The sequence below is a fragment of the Streptomyces sp. NBC_01410 genome (genome assembly GCF_045040195.1).
In the GTDB taxonomy this organism is placed as follows: domain Bacteria; phylum Actinomycetota; class Actinomycetes; order Streptomycetales; family Streptomycetaceae; genus Streptomyces.
In genome coordinates this window covers 1,116,927-1,139,673 of record NZ_CP109530.1, presented here as the reverse complement: position 1 = coordinate 1,139,673, position 22,747 = coordinate 1,116,927, and the positions used below count along the sequence as shown (strand labels likewise).

The 22,747-nt window shown below is 69.5% G+C and carries 20 protein-coding genes; 12 read left to right on the top strand and 8 right to left on the bottom strand.

Annotated features, from left to right (window positions below; translation table 11 throughout):
• Positions 1–114 precede the first annotated feature (114 nt).
• Positions 115–582, top strand: a complete 468-nt coding sequence (locus tag OG741_RS05305) for a cyclic nucleotide-binding domain-containing protein (protein ID WP_405595631.1) — start codon at positions 115–117, stop codon at positions 580–582.
• Positions 583–685: 103 nt separating this feature from the next.
• On the opposite strand, the gene OG741_RS05300 is transcribed toward OG741_RS05305, so the two are convergent.
• Together OG741_RS05300 and ppk2 are read right to left on the bottom strand one after the other, a co-directional pair.
• Complete coding sequence (locus tag OG741_RS05300; RefSeq protein WP_405595629.1) at positions 686–1,192, bottom strand: flavodoxin domain-containing protein; 507 nt, start codon at positions 1,190–1,192, stop codon at positions 686–688.
• Between the two features lie 257 nt (positions 1,193–1,449).
• On the bottom strand, positions 1,450–2,271 hold the full coding sequence (gene ppk2 / locus OG741_RS05295; protein ID WP_405595627.1) for a polyphosphate kinase 2: 822 nt from the start codon (positions 2,269–2,271) through the stop codon (positions 1,450–1,452).
• A 12-nt stretch (positions 2,272–2,283) separates the two neighbouring features.
• Between ppk2 and OG741_RS05290 the strand changes: the two genes are divergently transcribed.
• The gene (locus tag OG741_RS05290) at positions 2,284–4,680 is read left to right on the top strand and encodes a phosphoketolase (RefSeq protein ID WP_405595625.1); all 2,397 of its coding nucleotides are present in this window, start codon (positions 2,284–2,286) and stop codon (positions 4,678–4,680) included.
• Between the two features lie 76 nt (positions 4,681–4,756).
• Here the strand turns inward: OG741_RS05290 and OG741_RS05285 are convergent, their stop codons facing one another.
• Complete coding sequence (locus OG741_RS05285; protein ID WP_405595623.1) at positions 4,757–4,993, bottom strand: hypothetical protein; 237 nt, start codon at positions 4,991–4,993, stop codon at positions 4,757–4,759.
• 209 nt (positions 4,994–5,202) lie between these two features.
• Between OG741_RS05285 and OG741_RS05280 the strand changes: the two genes are divergently transcribed.
• The 3 genes from OG741_RS05280 (at position 5,203) to OG741_RS05270 (ending at position 9,135) form a co-directional block, all read left to right on the top strand.
• The gene (locus OG741_RS05280; protein WP_405595621.1) at positions 5,203–6,480 is read left to right on the top strand and encodes a DUF2254 family protein; all 1,278 of its coding nucleotides are present in this window, start codon (positions 5,203–5,205) and stop codon (positions 6,478–6,480) included.
• Positions 6,481–6,564: 84 nt separating this feature from the next.
• The gene (locus OG741_RS05275; RefSeq protein ID WP_405595619.1) at positions 6,565–8,619 is read left to right on the top strand and encodes a SpoIIE family protein phosphatase; all 2,055 of its coding nucleotides are present in this window, start codon (positions 6,565–6,567) and stop codon (positions 8,617–8,619) included.
• Positions 8,620–8,751: 132 nt separating this feature from the next.
• Positions 8,752–9,135 (top strand): VOC family protein, encoded by a 384-nt coding sequence (locus tag OG741_RS05270; protein WP_266484597.1) that lies wholly within the window; start codon positions 8,752–8,754, stop codon positions 9,133–9,135.
• Positions 9,136–9,162: 27 nt separating this feature from the next.
• Here the strand turns inward: OG741_RS05270 and OG741_RS05265 are convergent, their stop codons facing one another.
• The 3 genes from OG741_RS05265 to OG741_RS05255 all read right to left on the bottom strand — a co-directional run bounded on the left by OG741_RS05265 (position 9,163) and on the right by OG741_RS05255 (position 13,886).
• Positions 9,163–10,467 carry an LCP family protein gene (locus OG741_RS05265; RefSeq protein WP_405595617.1) on the bottom strand — a complete coding sequence of 435 codons (1,305 nt, stop codon included), beginning with the start codon at positions 10,465–10,467 and terminating at the stop codon, positions 9,163–9,165.
• A gap of 154 nt (positions 10,468–10,621) precedes the next feature.
• Positions 10,622–12,679 carry a phosphocholine-specific phospholipase C gene (locus OG741_RS05260; RefSeq protein ID WP_405595615.1) on the bottom strand — a complete coding sequence of 686 codons (2,058 nt, stop codon included), beginning with the start codon at positions 12,677–12,679 and terminating at the stop codon, positions 10,622–10,624.
• A 181-nt stretch (positions 12,680–12,860) separates the two neighbouring features.
• Complete coding sequence (locus tag OG741_RS05255) at positions 12,861–13,886, bottom strand: PHP domain-containing protein (RefSeq protein WP_405595613.1); 1,026 nt, start codon at positions 13,884–13,886, stop codon at positions 12,861–12,863.
• Between the two features lie 278 nt (positions 13,887–14,164).
• Between OG741_RS05255 and OG741_RS05250 the strand changes: the two genes are divergently transcribed.
• Together OG741_RS05250 and OG741_RS05245 are read left to right on the top strand one after the other, a co-directional pair.
• Positions 14,165–14,413, top strand: coding sequence for a DUF5133 domain-containing protein (locus tag OG741_RS05250; protein ID WP_266484613.1), 249 nt, complete (start codon positions 14,165–14,167; stop codon positions 14,411–14,413).
• 141 nt (positions 14,414–14,554) lie between these two features.
• The gene (locus tag OG741_RS05245) at positions 14,555–15,709 is read left to right on the top strand and encodes an FUSC family protein (RefSeq protein WP_405605410.1); all 1,155 of its coding nucleotides are present in this window, start codon (positions 14,555–14,557) and stop codon (positions 15,707–15,709) included.
• Positions 15,710–15,749: 40 nt separating this feature from the next.
• Here OG741_RS05245 and OG741_RS05240 read toward each other — a convergent pair whose 3' ends face one another.
• Entirely contained in the window at positions 15,750–16,541 is a 792-nt protein-coding gene (locus tag OG741_RS05240) for a SigB/SigF/SigG family RNA polymerase sigma factor (protein WP_405595611.1), read from the bottom strand.
• 240 nt (positions 16,542–16,781) lie between these two features.
• Between OG741_RS05240 and OG741_RS05235 the strand changes: the two genes are divergently transcribed.
• From OG741_RS05235 to OG741_RS05225, 3 genes are all read left to right on the top strand, one after another.
• Positions 16,782–17,159, top strand: coding sequence for a DUF2795 domain-containing protein (locus OG741_RS05235; RefSeq protein WP_405605408.1), 378 nt, complete (start codon positions 16,782–16,784; stop codon positions 17,157–17,159).
• Positions 17,160–17,325: 166 nt separating this feature from the next.
• Complete coding sequence (locus OG741_RS05230; protein ID WP_405595608.1) at positions 17,326–17,724, top strand: STAS domain-containing protein; 399 nt, start codon at positions 17,326–17,328, stop codon at positions 17,722–17,724.
• An 11-nt stretch (positions 17,725–17,735) separates the two neighbouring features.
• The gene (locus OG741_RS05225) at positions 17,736–18,185 is read left to right on the top strand and encodes an ATP-binding protein (protein ID WP_405595605.1); all 450 of its coding nucleotides are present in this window, start codon (positions 17,736–17,738) and stop codon (positions 18,183–18,185) included.
• Positions 18,186–18,212: 27 nt separating this feature from the next.
• Here OG741_RS05225 and OG741_RS05220 read toward each other — a convergent pair whose 3' ends face one another.
• Positions 18,213–19,088, bottom strand: a complete 876-nt coding sequence (locus OG741_RS05220; protein WP_405595603.1) for a SigB/SigF/SigG family RNA polymerase sigma factor — start codon at positions 19,086–19,088, stop codon at positions 18,213–18,215.
• A gap of 121 nt (positions 19,089–19,209) precedes the next feature.
• Here OG741_RS05220 and OG741_RS05215 point away from each other — a divergent pair, with 121 nt between their 5' ends.
• Positions 19,210–19,668, top strand: a complete 459-nt coding sequence (locus tag OG741_RS05215) for an ATP-binding protein (RefSeq protein WP_405595601.1) — start codon at positions 19,210–19,212, stop codon at positions 19,666–19,668.
• Positions 19,669–19,798: 130 nt separating this feature from the next.
• The gene (locus OG741_RS05210) at positions 19,799–22,741 is read left to right on the top strand and encodes a HAMP domain-containing protein (protein WP_405595600.1); all 2,943 of its coding nucleotides are present in this window, start codon (positions 19,799–19,801) and stop codon (positions 22,739–22,741) included.
• Positions 22,742–22,747: the final 6 nt, after the last annotated feature.

Below are 22,747 nucleotides of genomic sequence, written 5' to 3'. Positions count from 1 at the left end.
AGCGCGCGGCCTCCGGGCCCCTGCCGGGTTGCCTCGCCGCCCGCGCGAGCTGGGTGCAAGGTTGAAGACGACCACCCCAGGCCCCTGACGCGGCCCCGAGGGACGGAGACGGCAATGACCACGATGTCCACGCTGCTGAACGTCCTGCCACCGGACGGCCGGGACCGGCTGATGGAACTTGCCGAGGAGAAGGAGTTCCCTGCCGGTGCGCGCATCTTCGAGGAGGGCGGCCGCGCCGACCACTTCTGGATCATCCGCAGCGGGACCGTCGATCTCGACCTGCATGTGCCGGGCCGGCGCGCTGCCGTCGTCGAGCACCTCGGCCCGGGAGATCTGCTGGGCTGGTCCTGGCTCTTCCCGCCGCGCAACTGGCATCTGGGCGCCCGGGCGGCCACACCGGTCCGGGCCATGGAATTCGACGCCGTGAGCGTACGAACCCTGTGCGACGAGGATCCGGAGTTCGACCGGGTCCTCACGCACCGCGTCGCCGAGGTGATCGCGCACCGGCTGCAGTCTGCCCGCGGTCGGCTGCTCGACCTGTACGGGCCATCGGGCGGCGGGGATGCTGGGCAGGGCGACTGAGAGCCGGCGAGGAGGCGTGGTCAGGACCCGGCCGGCGGCGCCCCGTCTCCCGTGGGCCGCCCGTCACGGAGCACGTCGCTCACGATGTGCGGGCCGGGTTTCTTCAGAGGGCCCCTTCGGCGTTGAGTTCCTTGGCGATGTCGCGGGCCCAGGACCTGATCTGCTCCTCGTCGCGGAAGTCCCCGCCGCGGCCCTGCCGGACCAGCATTCTCGCGATCCTTCCCGTCGCGCCTTCGTCGAGCCGGCCGCCGAAGGTGACGTGTCCGCGGGCGTCGAGCCGCTCGGCGACGCGAACGGCACCGCGCACCGCGGGGATGTCGCGTTCGTGCGCGGACGCGTCCAGCGGGCCGCTGCTGAACAGCCACACCGGGCGCCCGGCGAGCTCGCGTCGATGGCGCCGGGCGAAGCCGCGCGCCGGCCTGAGCCAGCGGCCGGCGTACAGGGCGCTGCCGAGCACCACGGCGTCGTAGTCGCCGACGTCGAGCACTTCGCCGGCGGGACGGGCCACGGCAGGCACGCCCTGTTCGTCGAGGGTTTCGGCGATCGTGCGGGCGATCTCGGCGGTGGACTGGTTCTTCGTGGCGTACGCGACCAGGACGTTCGCTGTCATGGCTGATTCTCCTCTCGGATCCCGGGCTCAGTGCGCAGCCGCTGACCCGGGGACTGCCTCGGCTCTAGCCTCCGGCCGGGAGACGCCCGGGCCCATGGGCTGCTCGGTCACACGAGGGGGCCAAAGGTCCCCGACAGGGGCCGAACCGCCCCTCCACCGGGGCGGGCCCCCGGTGGGACCGTGCGGACAGGGACCTCACTCGAAGCCGGGCGCAAGGAGATCGAGATCATGGAACAGCCCCTGGTGGCCGGGACGCCTCAGCCCATGAGCCCCGCCGCATGATCGGGCACATAGGTCTGCAGATCCCGCGGCGGCCGCTCATAACCCGAGGAGGGGGGCCGCGGCGGGAGTGTCAGCGCCGGTGGCGGCACATCGCGGTACGGCACGGTGGACAGCAGGTGGGCGATCATGTTGAGCCGTGCCCGGCGCTTGTCGTCGCTCTCGACGACGAACCACGGCGCCTCCGCGATGTCGGTGTGGACGAGCATCTCGTCCTTCGCCCGGGAGTACGCCTCCCAATGGGTGATCGACTCCAGGTCCATGGGGGAGAGTTTCCACCGCCGAGTGGGATCCTCGAGCCGCCGGCGGAACCGCTGCTCCTGTACGTCGTCGCTCACCGAGAACCAGTATTTGCGCAGCAGGATCCCGTCCTCCACCAGCATCCGCTCGAAGATCGGGCACTGGTGGAGGAAGCGCTGGTGCTCTTCCTTGGTACAGAAGCCCATGACGCGCTCGACACCGGCCCGGTTGTACCAACTCCGGTCGAAGAGGGCCATTTCCCCGGCGGCGGGAAGATGTGCGGCGTAGCGCTGGAAGTACCACTGGCTGCGCTCGCGCTCGCTGGGCTTGGGGAGCGCGACGATGCGCGCCACGCGCGGATTGAGATGCTCCGTGACCCGCTTGATGGTGCTGCCCTTGCCGGCCGCGTCGCGCCCTTCGAAGACGACAACGAGGCGGGCGCCCTCGGCGCGCACCCACTCCTGGAGTTTCACCAGTTCCGTCTGCAACCGGTAGAGCTCGCGTTCGTACAGCCCACGCGGCACTTTCGCGGGCTGCTCGGACCCCTTCTTGACTGCCATGCAACGACCTTCATGGAGGAAATGATGATGCGCAAGGTCAAGGTCAAGGACCGCACGGTGCTGGGCGCCGAGGAGCTGAAAGCGCTCGACGCGCACTGGCGGGCCGCCAACTACCTCGCGGTCGGACAGATCTATCTGATGGGCAACCCCCTGCTGACCGAGGAGCTTCGACCCGCGCACATCAAGCCACGGCTGCTGGGCCATTGGGGTACCTCACCCGGTCTCAATCTTGTCCACACGCATCTCAACCGGGTCATCAAGGCCCGTGATCTGTCCGCCCTGTGCGTCTGGGGTCCGGGCCACGGGGGACCCGCAGTTCTCGCGAACGCGTGGCTGGAAGGCAGCTACAGCGCCGTCTATCCGGACGTCGGCCGGGACGCGGCAGGTATGGAACGGCTCTTCCGGCAGTTCTCGTTCCCCGGCGGTGTGCCCAGCCACGTCGCACCCGAGACGCCCGGCTCCATCCACGAGGGAGGAGAGCTCGGCTACTCCCTCGCGCACGCATACGGCGCGGCGCTCGACAATCCGGAGCTCCTGGTCGCCTGTGTGATCGGCGACGGCGAGGCCGAGACCGGACCGCTCGCCGCCTCCTGGCACTCCAACAAATTCCTCGACCCGGCGGGCGACGGCGCGGTGCTGCCGATCCTCCACCTCAACGGCTACAAGATCGCCAACCCGACGGTCCTGTCCCGGCTGCCCGAGGCGGAACTCGACGATCTGCTGCGTGGATACGGCCATGAGCCGCTTCATGTCACCGGCGACGAACCGGAGCAGGTGCACCGGGCGATGGCCGCGGCGATGGACGAGGCGCTGGACCGCATCGACGAGATCCAGCAGGAAGCGCGCGGCGGGGGAGAGCGGCAACGGCCGCGCTGGCCGATGATCGTGCTCCGTACGCCGAAGGGCTGGACCGGACCCCACGAGGTCGACGGCGTCCCCGTCGAAGGAACCTGGCGCTCCCACCAAGTCCCGCTCTCCGGTGTACGGGACAACCCTCAGCACCTCGCCCAGCTGGAGGCTTGGCTGCGCTCGTACCGCCCCGAAGAGCTCTTCGACGCCTCGGGCAGGCCGAGCCCGCAGGTGCTGGCCTGCGTCCCCATGGGCGAGCGGCGACTCGGCTCCACGCCGCACGCCAATGGCGGAGTTCTCGTCCGGGATCTGCCCGTACCCCCGCTGGAACACTTCGCCGTCCCCGTCGACAAGCCCGGCGCGACCCTGCACGAACCCACCCGCGTACTGGGCGGCCTGCTCGCACAGCTCATGGCCGACACGGCTGAACGCCGGGACTTCCGTGTCGTCGGACCGGACGAGACCGCATCCAACCGCCTCGACGCCCTCCTCGACGTCACCGGCAAGGCGTGGCAGGCACAGACCAGGGCCACCGACGAACACCTCACCCACGACGGCCGGGTCATGGAGGTGCTCTCCGAGCATCTGTGCCAGGGCTGGCTGGAGGGCTATCTGCTCACCGGCCGGCACGGACTGTTCTCCTGCTACGAGGCGTTCGTCCATATCGTCGACTCGATGGTCAACCAGCACATCAAGTGGCTCAGGACCGCCCGGTCGCTGCCGTGGCGTGCGCCCGTCGCCTCCCTCAACTACCTGCTCACCTCGCACGTCTGGCGGCAGGACCACAACGGCTTCTCGCACCAGGATCCCGGCTTCGTCGACCATGTCCTCAACAAGAGCCCCGAGGTCGTACGGGTCTACCTGCCGCCGGACGCCAACACCCTGCTGTCCGTCGCCGACCATGTCCTGCACAGCCGCGACTACGTCAACGTGATCGTCGCGGGCAAACAGCCCTGCTTCGACTGGCTGTCGATGGACCAGGCCCGCGCCCACTGCGCTCGCGGAGCCGGGATCTGGGACTGGGCGGGTACGAACCACGAACGTGAACCGGACGTCGTCCTCGGCTGCGCGGGCGATGTGCCCACCCAGGAGGTGCTGGCCGCCGCGCAGCTGCTGCGCCGGCACGTGCCCCACCTCGCGGTACGTGTCGTCAACGTCGTCGACATGACAAGGCTGATGCCCACGGAGGATCACCCGCACGGGATGGCGGACTTCGAGTACGACGCGCTGTTCACCCGGGACAAACCGGTGATCTTCGCGTATCACGGCTACCCCTGGCTGATCCACCGCCTGGCCTACCAACGGGCGGGCCACCCCAACCTCCACGTCCGCGGCTACAGGGAGATGGGCACGACGACGACGCCCTTCGACATGGTCGTACGTAACGACCTCGACCGGTACCGGCTCGTCATGGATGTCATCGACCGGGTCCCCGGGCTCGGTGTACGGGCCGCGTCAGTACGCCAGGAGATGGCGGACATGCGCACCCGCCACCACGCCTGGATCCGCGAGCACGGCACCGACCTCCCGGAGGTCGCCGACTGGACCTGGACCGGCTGATCGCGACGGCGACATGGCGCAACTCGGGCCCTGCGGGCGCCGGTTGGGCCGAGGATCACGCCGCGCGCAGGTCACGTCACGACTGGGGCGGCTCGTCGGACCAGCGCTGCTCGTAGGCATGGGCCCTGACGCGGCGCGCGATGCGTCGCTCTCTGCTGAAGGCCGTGACGGTGCCGAAGGCGAGCGCGGCAGCGCCCGCGGTCAGGAAGACAGAGCCGAGGACATCGACGTCGACCCAGCTGAGGTGCCAGTCGACGACGTACCTGAGTATTGCTCCGAGGGCGATGAGGGCGAGTCCGCCGGCTGCGGTCATGAGCGGCCTCCTGGGGATGCGCGCCTGTCCGGTGCTCCCGGTGCCTCGTCCGGGACTCTCACGCCTCAGCCTGCGGGCTCGCACGGTAAATGTCCTGGCGGGGGCGTTGGTGATTGAGCCGATCGAGTGTCCGGCGCGCGGCGTGGACGGTCCTTTCGTACCGTGAACCCGGGCTTTCGATGCGTCGTCCGAGACCGGTAGGAGGCCGGATGGCCGAGCGAGCGGACCATGGTGGCGAACCCCGCGGTGCCCGGACGCGGCCAGGGGGGCGGAGCCGGCCCGCCGGGCTCTTCCACCGGCCGCGGCGTGCGATGCGCGCGGAGCTGAGCCAGCTGCTCTGCGCCGTCGTGGGCTTCGGCCTCGGTCTGGCGGTCCCGGAGGTGAATGCGGGGCCGGAGGTCGACGCCGGCCGTGTGGTCAACCTGCTCTTCACCGTCGGGTTCGGCGTCGTCAGCCTGGTGAGCATCATCTACTCGGTGCTGTTCCTGGTCGTGCAGTTCAACGCCACCACCTTCAGTCCCCGGCTCGGCTTGTTCCGGGAGGATCCCATCGTGTGGCGGACCTTCGCCTTCGCTATCGGGGTCTTCGTCTTCTCGATGACCGCGGGGCTGGCGATCGGGACAGAGCAGAGGGTGTCGGCGTTTCTGCCGTGGGTGGCTGTGCTGCTCGCGCTGGTGGCACTGCTCCTGATGCGCAACCTTCAGACCAGGGCGTTCCAGTCGCTCCAGCTGGCACCCACGCTGGCGGCCATCACGTCACGGGCGCACCGCGTATTCGATGTGCTGTACACCAAGCCGTACGGGGACGCCGCGCCCGCTGCCGGTGCACCGCCCGGCCCGGGAAAGGCCGTCACCGTACGGTGGACCGGGCGGGCGGCGGTCCTCCAGCAGCTCGATGTGCCCGCACTGGTCGCCGTGGCGAAGCAGTACGGCTGCGTGATCACCCTGCGTCAGTCGGTGGGCGCCATGATGGCGCGCGGGATGGCGCTCGCCGAGGTCCGGGGCGGGGAGCTGCCGGAGGAGGTGCTGCGCGGGACGCTGCTGACCGGCGAGGAGCGCAGCTTCGCCCAGGACCCCGAATTCCCCTTCCGGCTGCTGGCCGACATCGCGCTCAAGGCGCTCTCGCCCGCGGTCAACGATCCCGCCACCGCCGTACAGGCGCTGGACCATATCGAGGACCTGCTGATCCGCCTCGCGGACCGCGACCTGGACATCGGGCGGGTCGCCGACGCCGAGGGAACCGTCAGGCTGATCGTCCCGGTGCCCGCATGGGAGCGGTATGTGACCAACTCGGTCGACGACATCACCGTTGCCGCCGTCGATTCACCCATGGTGCTGCTCAGGATCCGCACGATGCTGCGGCGGCTGCTGGAGGCGTGCCCGGCCGAACGGCGCCCGCTGGTGAGCGACCGGCTGCGCTGGGTGGAGGACGCCGGGGCGGAGGATTACCCGCTGCACTGGGAGCCTCACGCCGAGAAAACGCCATAGTGCGGGGCAAATTTCGCAAAGCTATGCTGGCCACGATCCTGGCCGCCAGACCGGAACTCCCGGTCCCTCCTCCGGAGCGAGCGCATGGCAGGACGGCACTGGCCCGCGATTGGTCCGGGCGAGAGGCTGGCCCTGAACCGCATGGGCAGCTTCGACTGGGATCTGCGGAACGGGACCCTCGATCTCGACGAGGCGGCGCAGGCCGTGTTCGACCTGGGCCCGGGGGAGTACGACGGCAGGCCCGAGTCCCTGGAGTCCCGGGTGCCTCCCGAGGAGCAACTGCGCCTCGATGCGGCCTTCGAGCAGGCCATCGAGCGCGGACGGTCCTCGTACGGCGCGTACTTCCAGGTCAGACGCCGCAACGGGATCCGCCAGTGGTCCCATGCGCGGGGGCGCATCCTGCGCGATGCGCACGGCGAGGCCTACCGGGTCGTCGGAATCGTGCGCAACGCGACCACCGAGCTCACCGAATTCACGGTGATCAGCCCGCTGGAGGCGGACCGGCAGCGGATGACCGCCATGGTCCAGGGCACCACGGAAGTGCTGTCGAGAGCGGTGACCGTGGACGATGTCACCGCCGCCCTGACGGGCAGCGGCGGCCTGGAGCGCTTCGGCGCGGACGGGCTGGCCCTGGCACTGGTCGAGGGCTCCACGCTCAAGATCATCGCCATGTCGGGGATGGGGACGGAAGTACTGGCCGATCTCACCCTCAATCGTCTGGACGGATCCCTGCCGCTCGCCGAGGCCGTCCTCACCCAGCAGCCACGGTTCGTGACCTCGCTGGTCGAGCTCGTCGACACGTTTCCGAGGCTGGAGCCCCACATCCGCGGGCGGCACGGAGTCGACGCGGCCGCCTTCCTCCCGCTGGTCGCCCAGGCCCGTCCCATCGGCGGGCTGGCACTCTTCTACCGGGGCCGGAACAGGTTCTCCTCCGAGGACCGCACCCTGTGCCTGGGTCTTGCGGGAATCGTCGCCCAGTCACTGCAACGAGCCGTTCTCTTCGACAAGGAGAGGGAGTTCGCGACCGGTCTCCAGGCTTCCATGCTGCCGCGCCACATCCCTCAGTTCTCCGGCGCCGAGATCGCCGTGCGCTACCACGCGGCGTGGAGCGGCCGGGAGGTGGGCGGTGACTGGTACGACGTCATCGCGCTGCCCCGGGGGCGGGTCGGGATAGTCGTCGGCGACGTCCAGGGCCATGACACCCACGCGGCCGCCATCATGGGCCAACTGCGCATCGCGCTGCGGGCGTTCGCGGGGGAGGGGCACGACCCCTCGACCGTGCTGGCACGCTCGTCGCGCTTCCTCGCCGAACTCGACACCGAACGCTTCGCCACCTGTACGTACGCCCAGGTCGACCTGGTCTCGGGAGGCGTACGAGCCGTCCGCGCGGGCCACTTGGGGCCGATGATCCGGCACACCGACGGACGGGTCGGCCGGCCGAACCTGCGCGGCGGACTTCCGCTCGGCCTGGCCACTGCTTTCAGGGAGGAGGAGTACCCCGAGTCCCGGCTGGATCTGGTACCCGGCGAGACCCTCGTCCTGTGCACCGACGGCCTGGTGGAGGAACCCGGCCTCGACATAGCGGCCGGGATGGACGCGCTCGCCGACGCCGTACGTACGGGTCCCCAGGAGGCGGGGGCCCTCGCCGACCATCTGTCGGACCGGCTGTGGCAGCGCTGGGGGAGCGGCGACGATGTCGCGCTGCTCGTGCTGCGCCGGGCACCCGACCCCGGCACCCACCGGGCGCCCCGCATCCACCTGTACATCCACCAGGCCGACCCTGAGGGTCTTGCCGAGGCACGCACCGCGCTGCGTCATGCCCTGGAGGACTGGGGGCTGCCCGGCCTCGCGGACGATGTGGAACTGGCCGCCGGGGAACTGCTGGTGAACGTACTCCTCCACACGGAGGGCGGCGCCGTCCTCACGCTGGAAGTCCTGCCCGAACCGGTACGGCGCGTGCGGCTGTGGGTCAAGGACCGCTCCAGCGTCTGGCCGCGCCGCAGGACGCCCGGTGAAGCGGCGACCTCGGGAAGGGGACTGATGATGATCGACGCGGTTGCCTCACGCTGGGGCGTGGAGCCCAGGGGCGAAGGCAAGGCGGTCTGGTGCGAGTTCGAACCGGTCGGCCAGGACAGCTGAGCGCTGCCTCGGCCATCGGGGGGAATCGCTCCCGTCATCCCGCGTCCCGGGCCGGTTCGCAGCCCTGGCCCGGTGGTCCCGTGTGAATACTCGTACCCGCTCGTCCGTACGGCAGACGGAAGGAAAGCGATCATGCTCACGAACAGCAAGGCGTTCAGCGGTTTCGCGGTCAACGATCTTCAGAAGGCAAAGGAGTTCTACGGCCAGACGCTCGGCCTTCGAGTCACCGAGGAGACCGGCCCCCCTGGCGGCATGCTGACGCTGCATCTCGGAAGCGGCGCGGAGATCTTCGTCTACCCCAAGCCGAACCACGTCGCTGCGAACTTCACCGTGCTCAACTTCCCGGTCCCCGACATCGACGAAGCCGTCGACGAACTGGCCCGGCGCGGTGTGACCTTCGAGCGGTACGCCGGCTTCGACCAGGACGGGAAGGGCGTCATGCGCGCGGAGGGCCCGCCGATCGCCTGGTTCACGGACCCGTCGGGGAACACCCTGTCCGTGCTCCAGATGGACTGAGACGTCCGCCGCGCGGCAGCCGGCACCTCACTCGGTGGTTCCGCACCGGAGCCGGTCTCCGGTGACCGGCGCCCCCTCCACGCTGCTCCGGTCGTGGACCACCTTGACGACCGAGGCGGCCCCCGATCCGACGGCGACGTCGAAGACCGGGCCGTGCCCGTCGACCGGGCGCAATTCGGCGCCGGGGATCGCGGCCTTGAGGGTCACCGCGTACCGCTCCCAGTACGGGTCGTAGGTGATGACGGTCGGACCCTCGGGGCGCGGCTCCCCCGCCTGCCCCGAGCCGTCCTCGATCACGAAGCCGTTGTCCCGCAGCGCACCGGCGACCTCAGGATCCGTCACCCGCACATGAATCCAGGCCGGCGGAATCTCCACCGGAACGTCCTTGCTCGGGCGGATCCCGGCGTCGTCGATGATCGACCGGTCTTCGCGCAGCGCTTCCCACAGCGCCGCGGAGCGTTCCGTGTCCCACAGCAGTGAGGAGCCCCACTCGGGCACGCGGTAGTCGAATTCCGAGATCGGGACGGTCACGAACTCCGTCTGATCCGCCTTCAGCCCGCCCAGCAGTGAGCCCAGACGGGCGAGATCCGCGACGCTCGTGTCCTCATCGGCGCGTACGAACCGGTGCAGCGCCAGCGCCGTCTGTGCCGCGGCGGCCGGGTTGGCGAACGCCCCTTCCTCCCTCAGCCGGGAGAGCATGTCGATGAGCAGGCGCTGCTGGCGCCGGACCCGGCCGAGATCGCCGGGCGGGGAGAGATGGCGGGCGCGGACGTAGCGAAGGGCGCGGCGCCCGTCCAGCACACGTGTTCCCGCCGGCAGGTTCAGCCCCGAGCCGAGGTCGACCAGCGGCTTGTCCGTACACACCTTCGCGCCGCCGAAACCGTCGACGGCGTTCACGAAGCCGGTGAAGTCCGTCTCGAGATAGTGGTCGATCTTCAGGCCGGTCGCCTTCTCCACGGTCCGAACCGCGAGATCTCCGCCGCCGTGCGCGAAGGCGCCGTTGATTTTTCCGGAGTGCCGCGGATGAGCGTGATCAGCGAACTCCACATAGGAGTCACGGGGAATGGAGACCGCCGTCATCCGGCGACCGTCCTCGGCGATGTGCACCAGCATCAGCACGTCTGTGCAGTCGCATCCCTTGCCGCCGACGTGCAGGCGTTTGATCTCCTCGGCGGACATCCCGGTGCGCCGGTCGATTCCGGCGAGAAGGACATTGATGCCCTTGGATTCGTCCGCGCTCGAGGACGGGGACGCCAGTTGATCGGCTGTCCACAGAGAGCCGCCCGAGGCCAGCGTGGCGACCAGAACAGCGGAGAGGGCGAAGCTGCGCACAGAGATCTCCTCCGACATCGAATCCCAGCGGATCTCAACCGATAATCGACAAAAGCACGGGAGGGTTCTGCACGATCGGCGGACGCGCGCGCCATTCGAGGGAAAAGGGGCCGCCCGCCGACAGCGGGCGACCCCTTCGGGTCCGGAGTCCGGGTCAGACGGTGATGATCGCCGGGTCACTCACGCTCGGCAGGCCGTTCTCGACATGCCCGGCGAACCGGCGCAGGAAGGTCGCGTTCCGGTCGGACACCACGCTCAGGTCGTACCAGCGCTTGCTGCGGCACAGATCCACCGTGTGCACGACGCGTCCGCCCGGGCGCACGGTGAACGTCTGCTTCGCTCCGCCGTACGCCTGCGTCATCGTGAGGCGGCAGGTGGTGCTGCCGGTGTTCGTGATCGTCAGCCGGATGCTGCCGCTGGAGGCGATGTGGCGGGCCGTCACCTCGGGTCCGGAGGTGTTGCCGGGTCCCTTGAAGGTGCGCAGGAAGCCGTTCGGTCCGTGCACCGACAGGTCGTACACACCATTCGAGTACGTCGTGTTCCAGGTGTCGGAGATCTGCTTCCCGGCTGCGGCGGTGTAGGTCCACGGTCCGTCCGTGCGGTTCCCGGACGTCACCAGGAACTGCGCACCCGTCGCCGGGCCACCGCTGAAGGTGAGCGTGAAGCGGCCGGTGGACGGCGTCGATGCCCCGTCCACAAGCGGTGCGTACCGCAGCGGGCGCGCGGGCCTCGAACCCACCTCCTGCTTGGGCAGCGAGGCCTTGGCCGGCGGCTTGGGAGCATAGTCGGGGTGGCGGAGCTTGTCCGGCGGCTGGTAGGCGTCGGTGTCCGGGAGCGAGACCGGCTGGGTGTTCTTGAGACCGAAGTCGAAGGCCGAGGTCAGGTCGCCGCAGACAGCCCGGCGCCACGGCGAGATGTTCGGCTCGTGCACGCCGAAGCGGCGCTCCATGAAGCGGACGATCGAGGTGTGGTCGAGCGTCTCGGAGCAGACGTAACCGCCCTTGCTCCACGGCGAGACGACCAGCATCGGCACGCGCGGCCCCATGCCGTACGGACCGGCCTGACGCTTGCTGTCGCCCGGGTAGACGTCGAGGGAGACGTCGACCGTCGACTTGCCCTGCGCGGCGGACCGCGGCGGAAGCGGCGGCACCACATGGTCGAAGAAGCCGTCGTTCTCGTCGTACGTGATGAACAGGGCCGTCTTCGCCCACACCTTCGGGTTGGAGGTGAGCGCGTCCAGGACCTGAGCGATGTACCAGGCGCCGTAGTTGGAGGGCCAGTTGGAGTGCTCGGAGAAGGCCTCGGGGGCGGCGATGTAGGAGACCTGGGGGAGTTTCCCGGCCTTCACATCGGCCTTGAGGACGTCGAAGTAACCGTCGCCGTTCTTGACGTCGGTGCCGGTGCGGGCCTTGTCGTAGAACGGGTCGCCCGGTACGGCGTTGCGGTACTTGTTGAAGTACAGCAGCGAGTTGTCGCCGTAGTTGCCGCGGTAGGCGTCCCCGATCCAGCCCCAGGAGCCGGCCGCGTCCAGGCCGTCGCCGATGTCCTGGTAGATCTTCCAGGAGACCCCGGCCGCTTCGAGCCGCTCCGGGTAGGTCGTCCAGCCGTAGCCGAGCTCGTCGTTGCCGAGGACGGGGCCGCCGCCCTTGCCGTCGTTGCCCGTGTGACCCGTCCACATGTAGTAGCGGTTCGGGTCGGTGGAGCCGATGAACGAGCAGTGGTACGCGTCGCAGACAGTGAACGTGTCAGCGAGCGCGTAGTGGAACGGGATGTCCTCACGGGTCAGGTACGCCATGGTCGTGGTGCCCTTCGCGGGGACCCACTTGTCGTACTTGCCCCCGTTGTAGGCGGCCTGGCCATCGCCCCAGCTGTGCGGCAGGCCCTCCAGGAACTGCATGCCGAGGTCGTCGGCGTCCGGGTGGAAGGGCAGCAGATCCTTGGTGCCGTCCGACTGGTGCCACACGGACTTGCCGTTGTCGAGGGTCACCGGACGGGGGTCGCCGAAGCCGCGGACGCCTCGCAGCGCGCCGAAGTAATGGTCGAAGGAACGGTTCTCCTGCATCAGCACGACGACATGCTCGACGTCCTTGATGGTGCCGGAGCGGCGTGCCGCGGGAATGGCGGCGGCACGGTCGATGCTGCTGGACAAGGCGGCGAAACCGGCGGTGGCGCCGGCGATCTGCAGGAAGCGCCGCCGATTGAGTTCAGGCATGAGTGTGGCCCTCTTGGGGGTGAGGAAACAGGAGCGAGCGGAGTTTCCAAGAGGAACGAGCGGAAGGGAAGAGGCGGTGTCGTACGAGTGACAGAGCGGGGTACTCACCGCGAACAGCCAGGCGGGGTCCCGGACATGGCGCGAACTGGGCCTTTCGGTGGAGCGGTCCCCGGCTCACGCCTCAGGAGGCCGGGGCCGCCCGGGACACGGTCCAGTCGAGCAGGTTCTCGGCGCTCCAGGTGTTGATCACTCGCTCCGCGGGCACCTCGCACTCCTCTGCCCGGGCACAGCCGATGATCTGCCAGTCGAGCTGTCCGGGGGCGTGCGCGTCGGAGTCGACGGAGAAGAAGGCCCCTGCGGCCACCGCCTGCCGCAGCAGGCTCTTGGGCGGATCGCGTCGCTCGGGCCTGCTGTTGATCTCCACGGCCGTGCCGTGAGCGGCACAGGCGGCGAAGACCTCTTCGGCGTCGAACTGCGAGGGAGGCCGTCGCCTTTCGGAGATCAGCCGGCCCGTGCAGTGGCCCAGCACATCGGCCAGCGGGTTCTGGACGGCCTTGACCATGCGCCGCGTCATCGGTGCGGATTCCATGCGCAGTTCGGAGTGGACCGAGACGACCACGAGGTCCAACTGGTCGAGCAGCTCCGGCTCCTGGTCGAGCGAGCCGTCCGACAGGATGTCGCACTCGATGCCGGTCAGCAGCCTGAACGGGGCCCAGCGGGCGTTGAGCTCCGCCACGACCTCCAACTGCTCGCGCAGCCGCTCCGCCGACAGACCACTGGCGACCGTCAGCCGGGGAGAGTGATCGGTGAGTACGGCCCACTCGTGCCCCAGTGCGATCGCCGCCCGCCCCATCGCCTCGATCGGGCTGCCGCCGTCCGACCAGTCCGAGTGCAGATGACAGTCGCCCCGCAGCAGGGCACGCAGGTGAGTACCGCCGTCGGCAAGCGGCCCGGACGCCTCGTCCTCCAGCCGCCGAAGGTAGGCGGGCACCTCACCGGCCAGGGCCTCGCGTACGACACCGGCGGTCTTCGGGCCGATGCCCTTGACCGCTTCCAGGGAGCCCGAAGCCGCGCGCCGGCGGATCTCGTCGTCGGACATCTGCACCAGTACGGCGGACGCGGTGCGAAAGGCGCGGACCCGATAGGTCTCCGCGCCGCTGCGCTCCAGCAGAAACGCGATCCGTTCCAGCGCCTCCACGGGGTGCATCTCGTCTCCTTCGCACCGTGCCGGTGGATCCACCGGTTCCCGGCCGTTCCTCCCACTGTCGCCCGCCCCGCAAGCCTCGGCACCCCGTACGGCCGTATGCCGCTTCGGTAACCGAAACTCGCTCACGGTAGTCACGCGAATGGCGGGTGTGACAACCCCGGGCGAAAATGAACGGCCGGATGACTCCGACGTACGGCAGGCCCGCTGCGGCCGTCCGCGCCCCCTGGTGGGGCCGGATCGGACCGCCCGCTGGTGCTTTTCACTCAAGGAGGGCACTGATGTTGATGCCGGACACCGCTGTGATCACCCGCCTGATGGCGCTCTATCGGGCACACGAACACCACTTTCTGCACGCGCCCCACGACCGTGGCGCGCGGATGCGCTTCGAGGACACGGCGTACACGCTGTGCGTGCTGATGGGTGAGCGCACGGCCAGAGAGGCCGTGCTCAAGGCGGAGCGCTACGTGGCCCGCACCCGGCCCGCGAAGGGGTCCGCCGGGCAGCGCTCGTCACCCACGGTCAGCTGACCGGGGCACCGCTCGACGACTGCCCGGGTCCGCCCGCTGACGAGCGGGAAGGATCAAGGAGTGCGTGAGCTAACCAAGTCCGTGACGGCGCCGGTGGCCGAACTGGTCCGCCGGCGCCGCGAGCCCGCCGTCGTCCAGACGATGCGCTCGACGGCGGCCGCGACGATTTCGTACGTCGTCGCCCTGCAGCTGAGCAGCGAACCCGCGCCGCTCACCGCGCCCCTCACGGCGCTCCTCGTTGTCCAGGTGACCCTCTACTCCACCCTCACGACCGGTATCCGCCGGGTGAACTCAGTCGTCGTGGGCGTACTGATCGCCATCGGCTTCAGTGCGCTCGTCGGCCTGACGTGGTGGAGCCTGGGGCTGATCATCCTGGCTTCGCTCGTGGTCGGACGACTGGTCCGCGTCGACGAGTTCGTGCCCGAGGTCGCGATCAGCGCGATGCTCGTCCTCGGTGTGACCCAGGTCGGCGGCGCGGCCTGGGACCGGGTCCTGGAGACACTGATCGGCGCGGTCGTGGGGCTCTTGTTCAACGTCGTCTTCGTGCCACCGGTATGGGTGGGTCCCGCCGGTGACTCCATCGAGGACCTCGCCCGGCGCATGCGCCGACTGCTGCTGCACATCGGCGAGGAGCTGAGCGGCCCCACTCCCGTCGAGCGCGCGGCCGCTCGTCTTCACGAGGCACGCCGCCTCGACAACAACATCGCGGAAGTCGACGGGGCTCTGCGGCAGGCGGAGGACAGCCTCCGGCTCAATCCGCGGGTCAAGGAGGCGCTGCTGCACCGGGTCGTGCTGCGCACGGGGCTCGACACCCTCGAAATCTGTGCGGTGGTCCTGCGCGTACTGGCCCGCACGATGACCGACCTCGCCAAGAAGCGCGGTGGGCAGGACGTGTTCCCGCCGGAGGTGGGCGTCGCCCTCGAGGAACTGCTGAGCCATGTCGCCGATGCGCTGGTCAGCTTCTCCGTACTGGTGACCACACAGGTGAGCCGCAGCGCCGACGCGGCGGAGTCCCGGCTGGCCGACGAGCTCGCCGCGGCCGCCGCAGCGCGGGAGAAGGCCGCGGAGCTGCTTCTCCAGGGTGTGCAACGGCATCCGCGCGACTGGCAGCTGCACGGCGCACTGCTCACGGAGATCGACCGGATCCTCGACGAGCTGGACATGGACCACCGCTCGCAGCGCCTGATGGAGGAACTGGACCGGGTGACCCGGGAGCAGCACGAACGGTATCCGTGGATCTCCGCCATGAGCCGGTGGGCGCGCGGAAAACGCCGGCGGCGGGCCGCGTCCCGCTGACCGGCCCGCGCGCGGTGCGTGCGGGCCGGGGCGGCACGGGTTACGCGGCCTCCTGCATGACCTGTTCACGCAGATGCGCGCAGCAGCGGCTGATCAGCCGGGACACATGCATCTGGGAGATGCCCAGGTCCTTCGCGATGCTGCTCTGGGTCATGTCCCGGAAGAAGCGCAGGTAGAGGATGCGCTGCTCGCGCTGCGACAGCTTGCTCAGCTCCGGTTTGACCGCCTCGCGGTCCACGAGCACGTCGATCGCCGGGTCGGGTGTGCCGAGAGTGTCGCGCAGGGAGTATCCGCCGTCGGAACCGGCTGTTTCGGCGTCGAGGGAGAGCGCGGTGAAGCTCTCGAGCGCCGAGAGCCCCTCCCGCACCTCGGCCTCGGTCATTCCGGTGTACTGGGCGATTTCGGCCGCCGAAGGGTCGCGGCCGGGGATGGACTGGGCGAGGTCCCGTCGGGCGACCCGGACACGGTTGCGCAGATCCTGGACCCGGCGCGGGACATGCAGGGCCCACATGTGGTCGCGGAAGTGGCGCTTGACCTCGCCGACCACGGTCGGTACGGCGTAGCTCTCGAATGCGTGGCCGCGGGACGGGTCGTAGTGGTCGACGGCCTTGACCAGGCCGAGGGCGGCGACCTGCCGCAGATCCTCGAGGGACTCCCCGCGGTTGCGGAAGCGGCCGGCCAGCCGTTCCGACATGGGCAGCCAGGCGTACACGATCTCCTGGCGCAGGAGCCGCCGTTCGGCTCCGTCGGGCAGTGCGGCCATCCTGCGGAACGCGTCCGTGGTGTCGGGTGCGTCGTCGTGCGGATGCTTGCGGTTCTTCTGGGTACGCATGGTGCTCGCAGCTCCCTGAGAGTGGTCTTCGCTCATTCGGGCGGGCGTGGTGGGATCACCGGAGATCCGCCGGGCAGGACCGGTGCACGCCCGGAGCTGATCGCTCTCACGGGGTGCCTCCTGTCCGGAGCACATGACGCAGGTGCCCGGTCGAACCTCCCGGAAACGTGCGGCGCCGGCCTGTGTCAGAAGGCGACGATCGGGTACGTGCACAGTCTCCCCACGATCGAGGAGGAGGACATGCAGCGAGGCAGTGATCGCCTCAGCGTCCACAAGGACGAAGAGATGAAGCATGAATTGCAGGGGCTGCTCCGATCCGGACACCCCACGCGGGTGGAGGAGTGGCACGACCCCGAGCCCGGCGCCGACGACGACCCGGAGATCGCGTCGGGCTTCGTGACCACGATGGGCTCGCTGAGCCCCGACGAGCAGTTGCGGATCGAACTGGGGCGGCACCTGGGCCGTACGGCCTTCCCGGCCACGCGTCGCGAACTGGTACACACTCTGACCGCGCGGCATGCTCCCGACCGGCTGGTCGACATGGTCAACCGGCTGCCCGCCCACCACACGTACCGCACCGCGCACGAAATTGTCAGCGCCCTCTCGCGTCGGTCCTGACGGCTTCGCCGAAGCAATCTCCCCCGGTGTGGAGACCCGGGCAGCAGCGGGTACGAGTCTCGTGAAGCGGGCGCGGGAACGGGCCCGGTGGCGGAGGCGGTCTCGCCCTGCCAACGTCGAAAGCATCGACATGACCGGATGGACGTCGAGGAGCGGGAGAACCCCCATGGTGTCGGGAGTCGCCGGACAGCCGCAGGGGGATGGTGCCGCCCAGAAGGGACGCTTCGACGTCGAGGTGAGGCCGGTGGCCGGTGCCGTCGTCCTCGTACTCTCGGGCGAACTCGATCACGACACGGCCGAGCAACTGCGTGAGGCCCTGTCGGACGCTGTGCGGGCCGCACCCGAGCGGATCGTGGTCGACTGCGCGGACCTGAGCTTCTGCGATTCCACCGGCCTGAACCTGCTGCTGCGGGCACGGCTCGCGGCGCGCGAGTCGGACAGCCGTCTGGCGCTGTCCGCGCTGCGGCCGCCGGTGGCCCGCATGTTCGACATCACCGGTGCCCAGGCGGTGTTCCCGGTGTACGCCGGCCTCGACGAGGCGCTGGCGGACGAGTGGCCGAAGTAGGCGAGGAACGGATGGGCGTGAGCGTCCGCGGGCAGGGGCAGACCCGTCGACTTGGGCTGTTCGGCACCAAGGGGGTCGTGGGCCGCTGCCGTGACTTCACCGAACAGGCTCTGGCCGACTGGGGGTGGACGCCGGCCAGGACGCGGCAGGACGCGGAACTTGCCGAGGACGTACTGCTCCTTGTGTCGGAACTGGTCACCAACGCCTGCCTGCACGCGGGCGGGCCCACCGAGCTCGTGCTCAACCACACCGGCGACCGGCTGCGGATCGAGGTCGCCGACGCCAGCCCCGAGCATCCGAAGCCGCGGGTGCCGCAGGTCGTCTCGCAGCCCGGGGGCCACGGCCTGATCGTGATCGAGCGGCTGGCGCGGAGCTGGGGCTGGGCGCCCGTGGGCGACGGCAAGGTCGTCTGGCTGGAGGTCGGCACCCCGGCGCACGCGGCGGGGGAGTGGCCCCCGTAGATCCCGGGCGGTTCAGGGCCGAGCGGCTCAGGACGAGGCTTCGTCGAGGAGTGCGGCCCGCAGCCTCGCGTAGATGGCGGCCAGCAGCCGTGAGACATGCATCTGCGACAGCCCGAGCCGGGCGCCGATCTCGGACTGCGTCAGTTCCTCGCCGAAGCGCAGCGAGAGGATCAGCCGGTCCCGCTCCCCGAGCGAGGCGATCACCGGCTTGAGGGACGCGACGGCCTCCACGACGTCGAAGGCAGGGTCCTCGTTGCCCAGGCCGCGGGTGAGGGCGCTCAGGGCGTCGTCCTCGTCGACCGGGGCGTCCAGGGAGCGGGCGATGTAACCGTTCGCCGCCTGCTCCCCCTCGGCCACCTCGGCATCGGTGATCCCGAGATGGGCGGCCAGCTCGGCGGCGGTCGGGCAGCGGCCCAGGTGCTGTTCCATCTGGTCGCGGGCCCGGGCCAGGTCGATACGCAGCTCCTGGAGACGGCGTGGCACCTGGACGGCCCAGCTGGTGTCTCGGAGGAAGCGCTTGATCTCGCCGACGATGGTCGGCAGGGCGAAGCTGGTGAACTCGGTGCCTCGCTCGGCGTCGAAGCGGTTGATCGCCTTGATGAGGCCGATCGTCCCGACCTGGATGATGTCCTCGGTGGGCTCGGACCGGCTGCGGAACCGCCGGGCGGCGAATTTCACCAGGCTGAGGTTGAGCTCGACCAGGGTGTTGCGGACATACGAGTACTCAGCTGTGCCCTCTTCGAGCGTGGCGAGACGCTTGAACAGCGAGGCCGACAGGGTCCGTGCGTCCACGGTGCTGACGGACAGCGGGTCCGCGATCTCCGGTATGCCGTCCGGCGCGCTACGGCGTGCGACGCCTGCCTGCTTGGTATCGGACGGCTCGGTTCGAGTCCTGGTGGACATGAGGCTTCCTCGACGGGGCGGAGGCCGGCGCTGCCGATGCAGCGTGACCGTCGTATGAGCTCTGCCTTGAAGATGCCCATTTACGGTGCTTTGATGCCGCCCGATGGGGCACCCGCACCCTATGGACCGGGCACAGAAACAATGGCAGGCGACCGACAGCCGCCGATTTCCGCTGGCGGGCGGGCCGGGCGGGCGTGGCGTGGTGGGCCGGTGCCGCGACCTGACGCGGCAGGTGCTCGACGAGTGGTACAGCCTTTCCGGCCCGTCCGGAAGCGCCCTGAAGGCGGACATACTGCTGCTTGTCTCCGAGGTCGTCACCAATTCGTGCCTGCACGGCGGGACGCCCGTCGAGCTGGGGCTCGACAGGGCTCCCGGGCGGCTGTGGGTCCAGGTGAGCGACACCAGTCCGGCACTGCCCCGACCGCAGGCCCCGCACCGGCCGGCCAGGTCCTCGGGGCACGGCCTGTATCTGCTGCAGCAGCTCTCCGACGGCTGGGGCTGGGTGCCGCGCGGAACGGGCAAGGCCGTCTGGTTCGTGGTCACCATTCCCGAGTCACCCAGCGGCCCAGGGGCCGGATGAGCTGCGGTTTTCCGGCGCCCGGGGTGTCCGCGCCGGTACTGCGTGTCAGAGTGGGGAGAGCCGCCCCGACCGCCTGTCCGCCCGGTCGGACAGCGGGGCGCAGTTGAGTCACGACAGCGCGAGGTCAGCGATGGATGTGCCCGCCCACACGCCCGATCCGCACCGGGCCCGGCCCCCCGCCGACCTGGGTGAGGACGGGCTGAGAAAGCTGCTGGCCGGACTCACGGCCGTGCGGGACGGAGACCTCTCCACCCGGCTGCCCGACGACGCCGGCGGGCTGCTCGGTGAGATCGCGACCATCTACAACGCCATGGTGGAGCAGCTGACGCAGGTCACCTCCGAGGTCACCCGGGTCGCCCGGGAAGTGGGTGGCCAGGGGCTGCTCGGCGGTCACGCTCGGGAACCCCATGTGCGTGGCGTCTGGCGGGAACTCACCACGGGCGTCAACACCATGGCCGACAATCTGACCTCGCAGGTCCGCTCAACCGCCCAGGTCGTGACCGCCGTGGCGCGCGGCGACCTCACGCAGAAGATCAGAGTCGACGCCCGCGGGGAGATTCTGGAGCTCAAGGAGACCATCAACACGATGGTGGACCGGCTCTCCTCGTTCGCCGAGGAGGTCAGCAGGGTCGCCCGCGAGGTGGGCACGGACGGAAAACTCGGCGGGCAGGCCACCGTCCAGGGCGTGTCGGGCACCTGGAAGGACCTGACCGACAACGTCAACTCCATGGCGAACAACCTGACCAACCAGGTACGCAACATCGCCCAGGTGACCACCGCCGTGGCGCGCGGCGACCTCAGGCGCAAGATCGATGTCGACGCGAGCGGGGAGATTCTGGAGCTCAAGACCACCATCAACACCATGGTCGACCAGCTGTCGTCCTTCGCCGCAGAGGTCACGCGCGTGGCCCGCGAGGTGGGCAGCGAGGGCCGGCTCGGCGGCCAGGCCGAGGTGGAGGGCGTTTCCGGTACGTGGAAGAGACTCACCGAGAACGTCAATGAACTGGCCGGCAATCTGACCCGGCAGGTGCGCGCCATCGCGGAGGTGACCAGCGCGGTCGCGGAGGGCGACCTCACCCGGTCCATCACGGTCGAGGCCCCCGGAGAGGTCGGCGACCTCAAGGACAACATCAACGCGATGGTGGAGTCCCTGCGTGCGACGACACGGGCCAATGAGGAGCAGGACTGGCTCAAGACGCATCTGGCCCGTATCTCCGGCCTGATGCAGGGCACCCGAAGCCTCTCCGCGGTCGCCGAGCTGATCATGACCGAGGTGCCCCCGCTGGTCTCCGCGCAGTACGGCGGCTTCTTCCTGGCCCAGGACGGGGGTGAGGGGCTCGAACTGGTCATGATCGCCGGGTACGGGGTGCCCGACGACCCGGCGGCGGGACCCCGCCGCTTCCGGCTCGGCCAGTCCCTCGTCGGGCAGGCCGCGCAGAGCCGCCACACCATCACGGTCGAGGACCTGCCGCCCGGCTACGCGACCATCGTCTCCGGCACCGGCCGCATGGACCCCGCCCACCTCATCGTGCTGCCGATCGTCGTCGAGGGGCAGGTCCTCGGAGTCATCGAACTCGCGGCGCTGCGCCCCCTGACCGTCATCCACCGTGACTTCCTCGACCAGTTCATCGAGACGGTCGGCGTGAACCTCAGCTCGCTGATCGCCAATGTGCGTACCGACGAACTCCTCGACCAGTCGCAACGCCTCACGGCCGAACTGAGCGCCCGTTCGGGGGAGTTGCAGGCGCGCCAGGAAGAGCTCCAGCGCTCCAACGCCGAACTGAAGGAGAAGGCGGCGCTGCTGGCCGACCGCAACCGTGACATCGAGCGAAAGAACCTGGAGATCGAGCAGGCGCGCCAGGAACTGGAGGCCCGCGCCCAGCAGCTGTCGCGCACCTCGATGTACAAGTCGGAGTTCCTGGCCAACATGAGCCATGAGCTGCGTACGCCGCTCAACAGCCTTCTCATCCTTGCCCAGTTGCTCGCCCAGAACCTCGAAGGCAACCTGACGCAGAAGCAGGTCGACTACGCCGAGGTGATCCACTCCGCCGGTTCCGATCTGCTCCAGCTGATCAACGACATCCTGGACCTGTCGAAGGTCGAAGCCGGGAAGATGGACATCCATCCCGAGCCCGTTTTCCTGCATCAGCTTCTCGAGTACGTCGAGGCGACCTTCCGGCCGGTGGCGAGCGATCGCGGGCTGGCCTTCCGGGTGGTGGCCGAGCCGGGTATCCCCGACGAACTCACCACCGACGAGGCACGGCTGCGGCAGGTGCTGCGCAACCTCGTGTCCAATGCGCTGAAGTTCACCGAGGAGGGCAGTGTCGAACTCCGCGTCCACACCGTCACCGACGAGCAGCTGCCGCCCGCGCTGCGCGATGCCGGGCCGGTGGTCGCCTTCCGGGTCACCGACACCGGAATCGGCATCCCGGCCGATCGCCTCCAGAGTGTGTTCGGAGCCTTTCAGCAGGGCGACGGCACCACGTCCCGCCGCTACGGCGGAACCGGACTCGGCCTGTCCATCAGCCGTGAGGTGGCACAACTCCTCGGCGGCGCCATCGTGGTGGAGAGCGCGGTGGGCCTTGGCAGCACCTTCACGCTCTATCTGCCGGTCCTGGCCCAGCACCGGGGACGGCAGGACCGCGCCGACCGTCAGGAGCATCCGGCGGGAGTGCCCGGCGAGGAGGAACCGGCCACGGGACACACGGTCCTGGTGGTGGACGACGACATCCGCAACATCTTCGCGATGACCCAGATCCTCGAGCGGGAGGGCATGCGGGTGCTCCAGGCGGACAACGGCAGGGCCGGGATCGACCTGCTCAGGGAGCACGGCGAGGTGGATCTCATCGTGATGGACGTGATGATGGCCGGTATGGACGGCAATGCCACCATGGAGGCGATCAGGGAACTGCCGCGTTTCACCGAGGTTCCCATCATCGCGGTCACCGCCAAGGCGATGCCCGGCGACCGCGCCAAGGCGCTGGCGGCCGGAGCCAACGACTATGTGGCCAAACCCGTGGACGCGGACGATCTGATGGCGCGCATCCGTACCTGGCTGGCGCGCGGTCGCTGAGTGAGC

Bases quoted from the DNA above. Each gene is read 5' to 3' on its own strand.
- OG741_RS05305 (WP_405595631.1), top strand. From the start codon at position 115: ATGACCACGATGTCCACGCTGCTGAACGTCCTGCCACCGGACGGCCGG.
- OG741_RS05300 (WP_405595629.1), bottom strand. From the start codon at position 1,192: ATGACAGCGAACGTCCTGGTCGCGTACGCCACGAAGAACCAGTCCACC.
- ppk2 (WP_405595627.1), bottom strand. From the start codon at position 2,271: ATGGCAGTCAAGAAGGGGTCCGAGCAGCCCGCGAAAGTGCCGCGTGGG.
- OG741_RS05290 (WP_405595625.1), top strand. From the start codon at position 2,284: ATGGAGGAAATGATGATGCGCAAGGTCAAGGTCAAGGACCGCACGGTG.
- OG741_RS05285 (WP_405595623.1), bottom strand. From the start codon at position 4,993: ATGACCGCAGCCGGCGGACTCGCCCTCATCGCCCTCGGAGCAATACTC.
- OG741_RS05280 (WP_405595621.1), top strand. From the start codon at position 5,203: ATGGCCGAGCGAGCGGACCATGGTGGCGAACCCCGCGGTGCCCGGACG.
- OG741_RS05275 (WP_405595619.1), top strand. From the start codon at position 6,565: ATGGCAGGACGGCACTGGCCCGCGATTGGTCCGGGCGAGAGGCTGGCC.
- OG741_RS05270 (WP_266484597.1), top strand. From the start codon at position 8,752: ATGCTCACGAACAGCAAGGCGTTCAGCGGTTTCGCGGTCAACGATCTT.
- OG741_RS05260 (WP_405595615.1), bottom strand. From the start codon at position 12,679: ATGCCTGAACTCAATCGGCGGCGCTTCCTGCAGATCGCCGGCGCCACC.
- OG741_RS05255 (WP_405595613.1), bottom strand. From the start codon at position 13,886: ATGCACCCCGTGGAGGCGCTGGAACGGATCGCGTTTCTGCTGGAGCGC.
- OG741_RS05250 (WP_266484613.1), top strand. From the start codon at position 14,165: ATGTTGATGCCGGACACCGCTGTGATCACCCGCCTGATGGCGCTCTAT.
- OG741_RS05245 (WP_405605410.1), top strand. From the start codon at position 14,555: ATGCGCTCGACGGCGGCCGCGACGATTTCGTACGTCGTCGCCCTGCAG.
- OG741_RS05240 (WP_405595611.1), bottom strand. From the start codon at position 16,541: ATGCGTACCCAGAAGAACCGCAAGCATCCGCACGACGACGCACCCGAC.
- OG741_RS05235 (WP_405605408.1), top strand. From the start codon at position 16,782: ATGCAGCGAGGCAGTGATCGCCTCAGCGTCCACAAGGACGAAGAGATG.
- OG741_RS05230 (WP_405595608.1), top strand. From the start codon at position 17,326: ATGGTGTCGGGAGTCGCCGGACAGCCGCAGGGGGATGGTGCCGCCCAG.
- OG741_RS05225 (WP_405595605.1), top strand. From the start codon at position 17,736: ATGGGCGTGAGCGTCCGCGGGCAGGGGCAGACCCGTCGACTTGGGCTG.
- OG741_RS05220 (WP_405595603.1), bottom strand. From the start codon at position 19,088: ATGTCCACCAGGACTCGAACCGAGCCGTCCGATACCAAGCAGGCAGGC.
- OG741_RS05215 (WP_405595601.1), top strand. From the start codon at position 19,210: ATGGACCGGGCACAGAAACAATGGCAGGCGACCGACAGCCGCCGATTT.
- OG741_RS05210 (WP_405595600.1), top strand. From the start codon at position 19,799: ATGGATGTGCCCGCCCACACGCCCGATCCGCACCGGGCCCGGCCCCCC.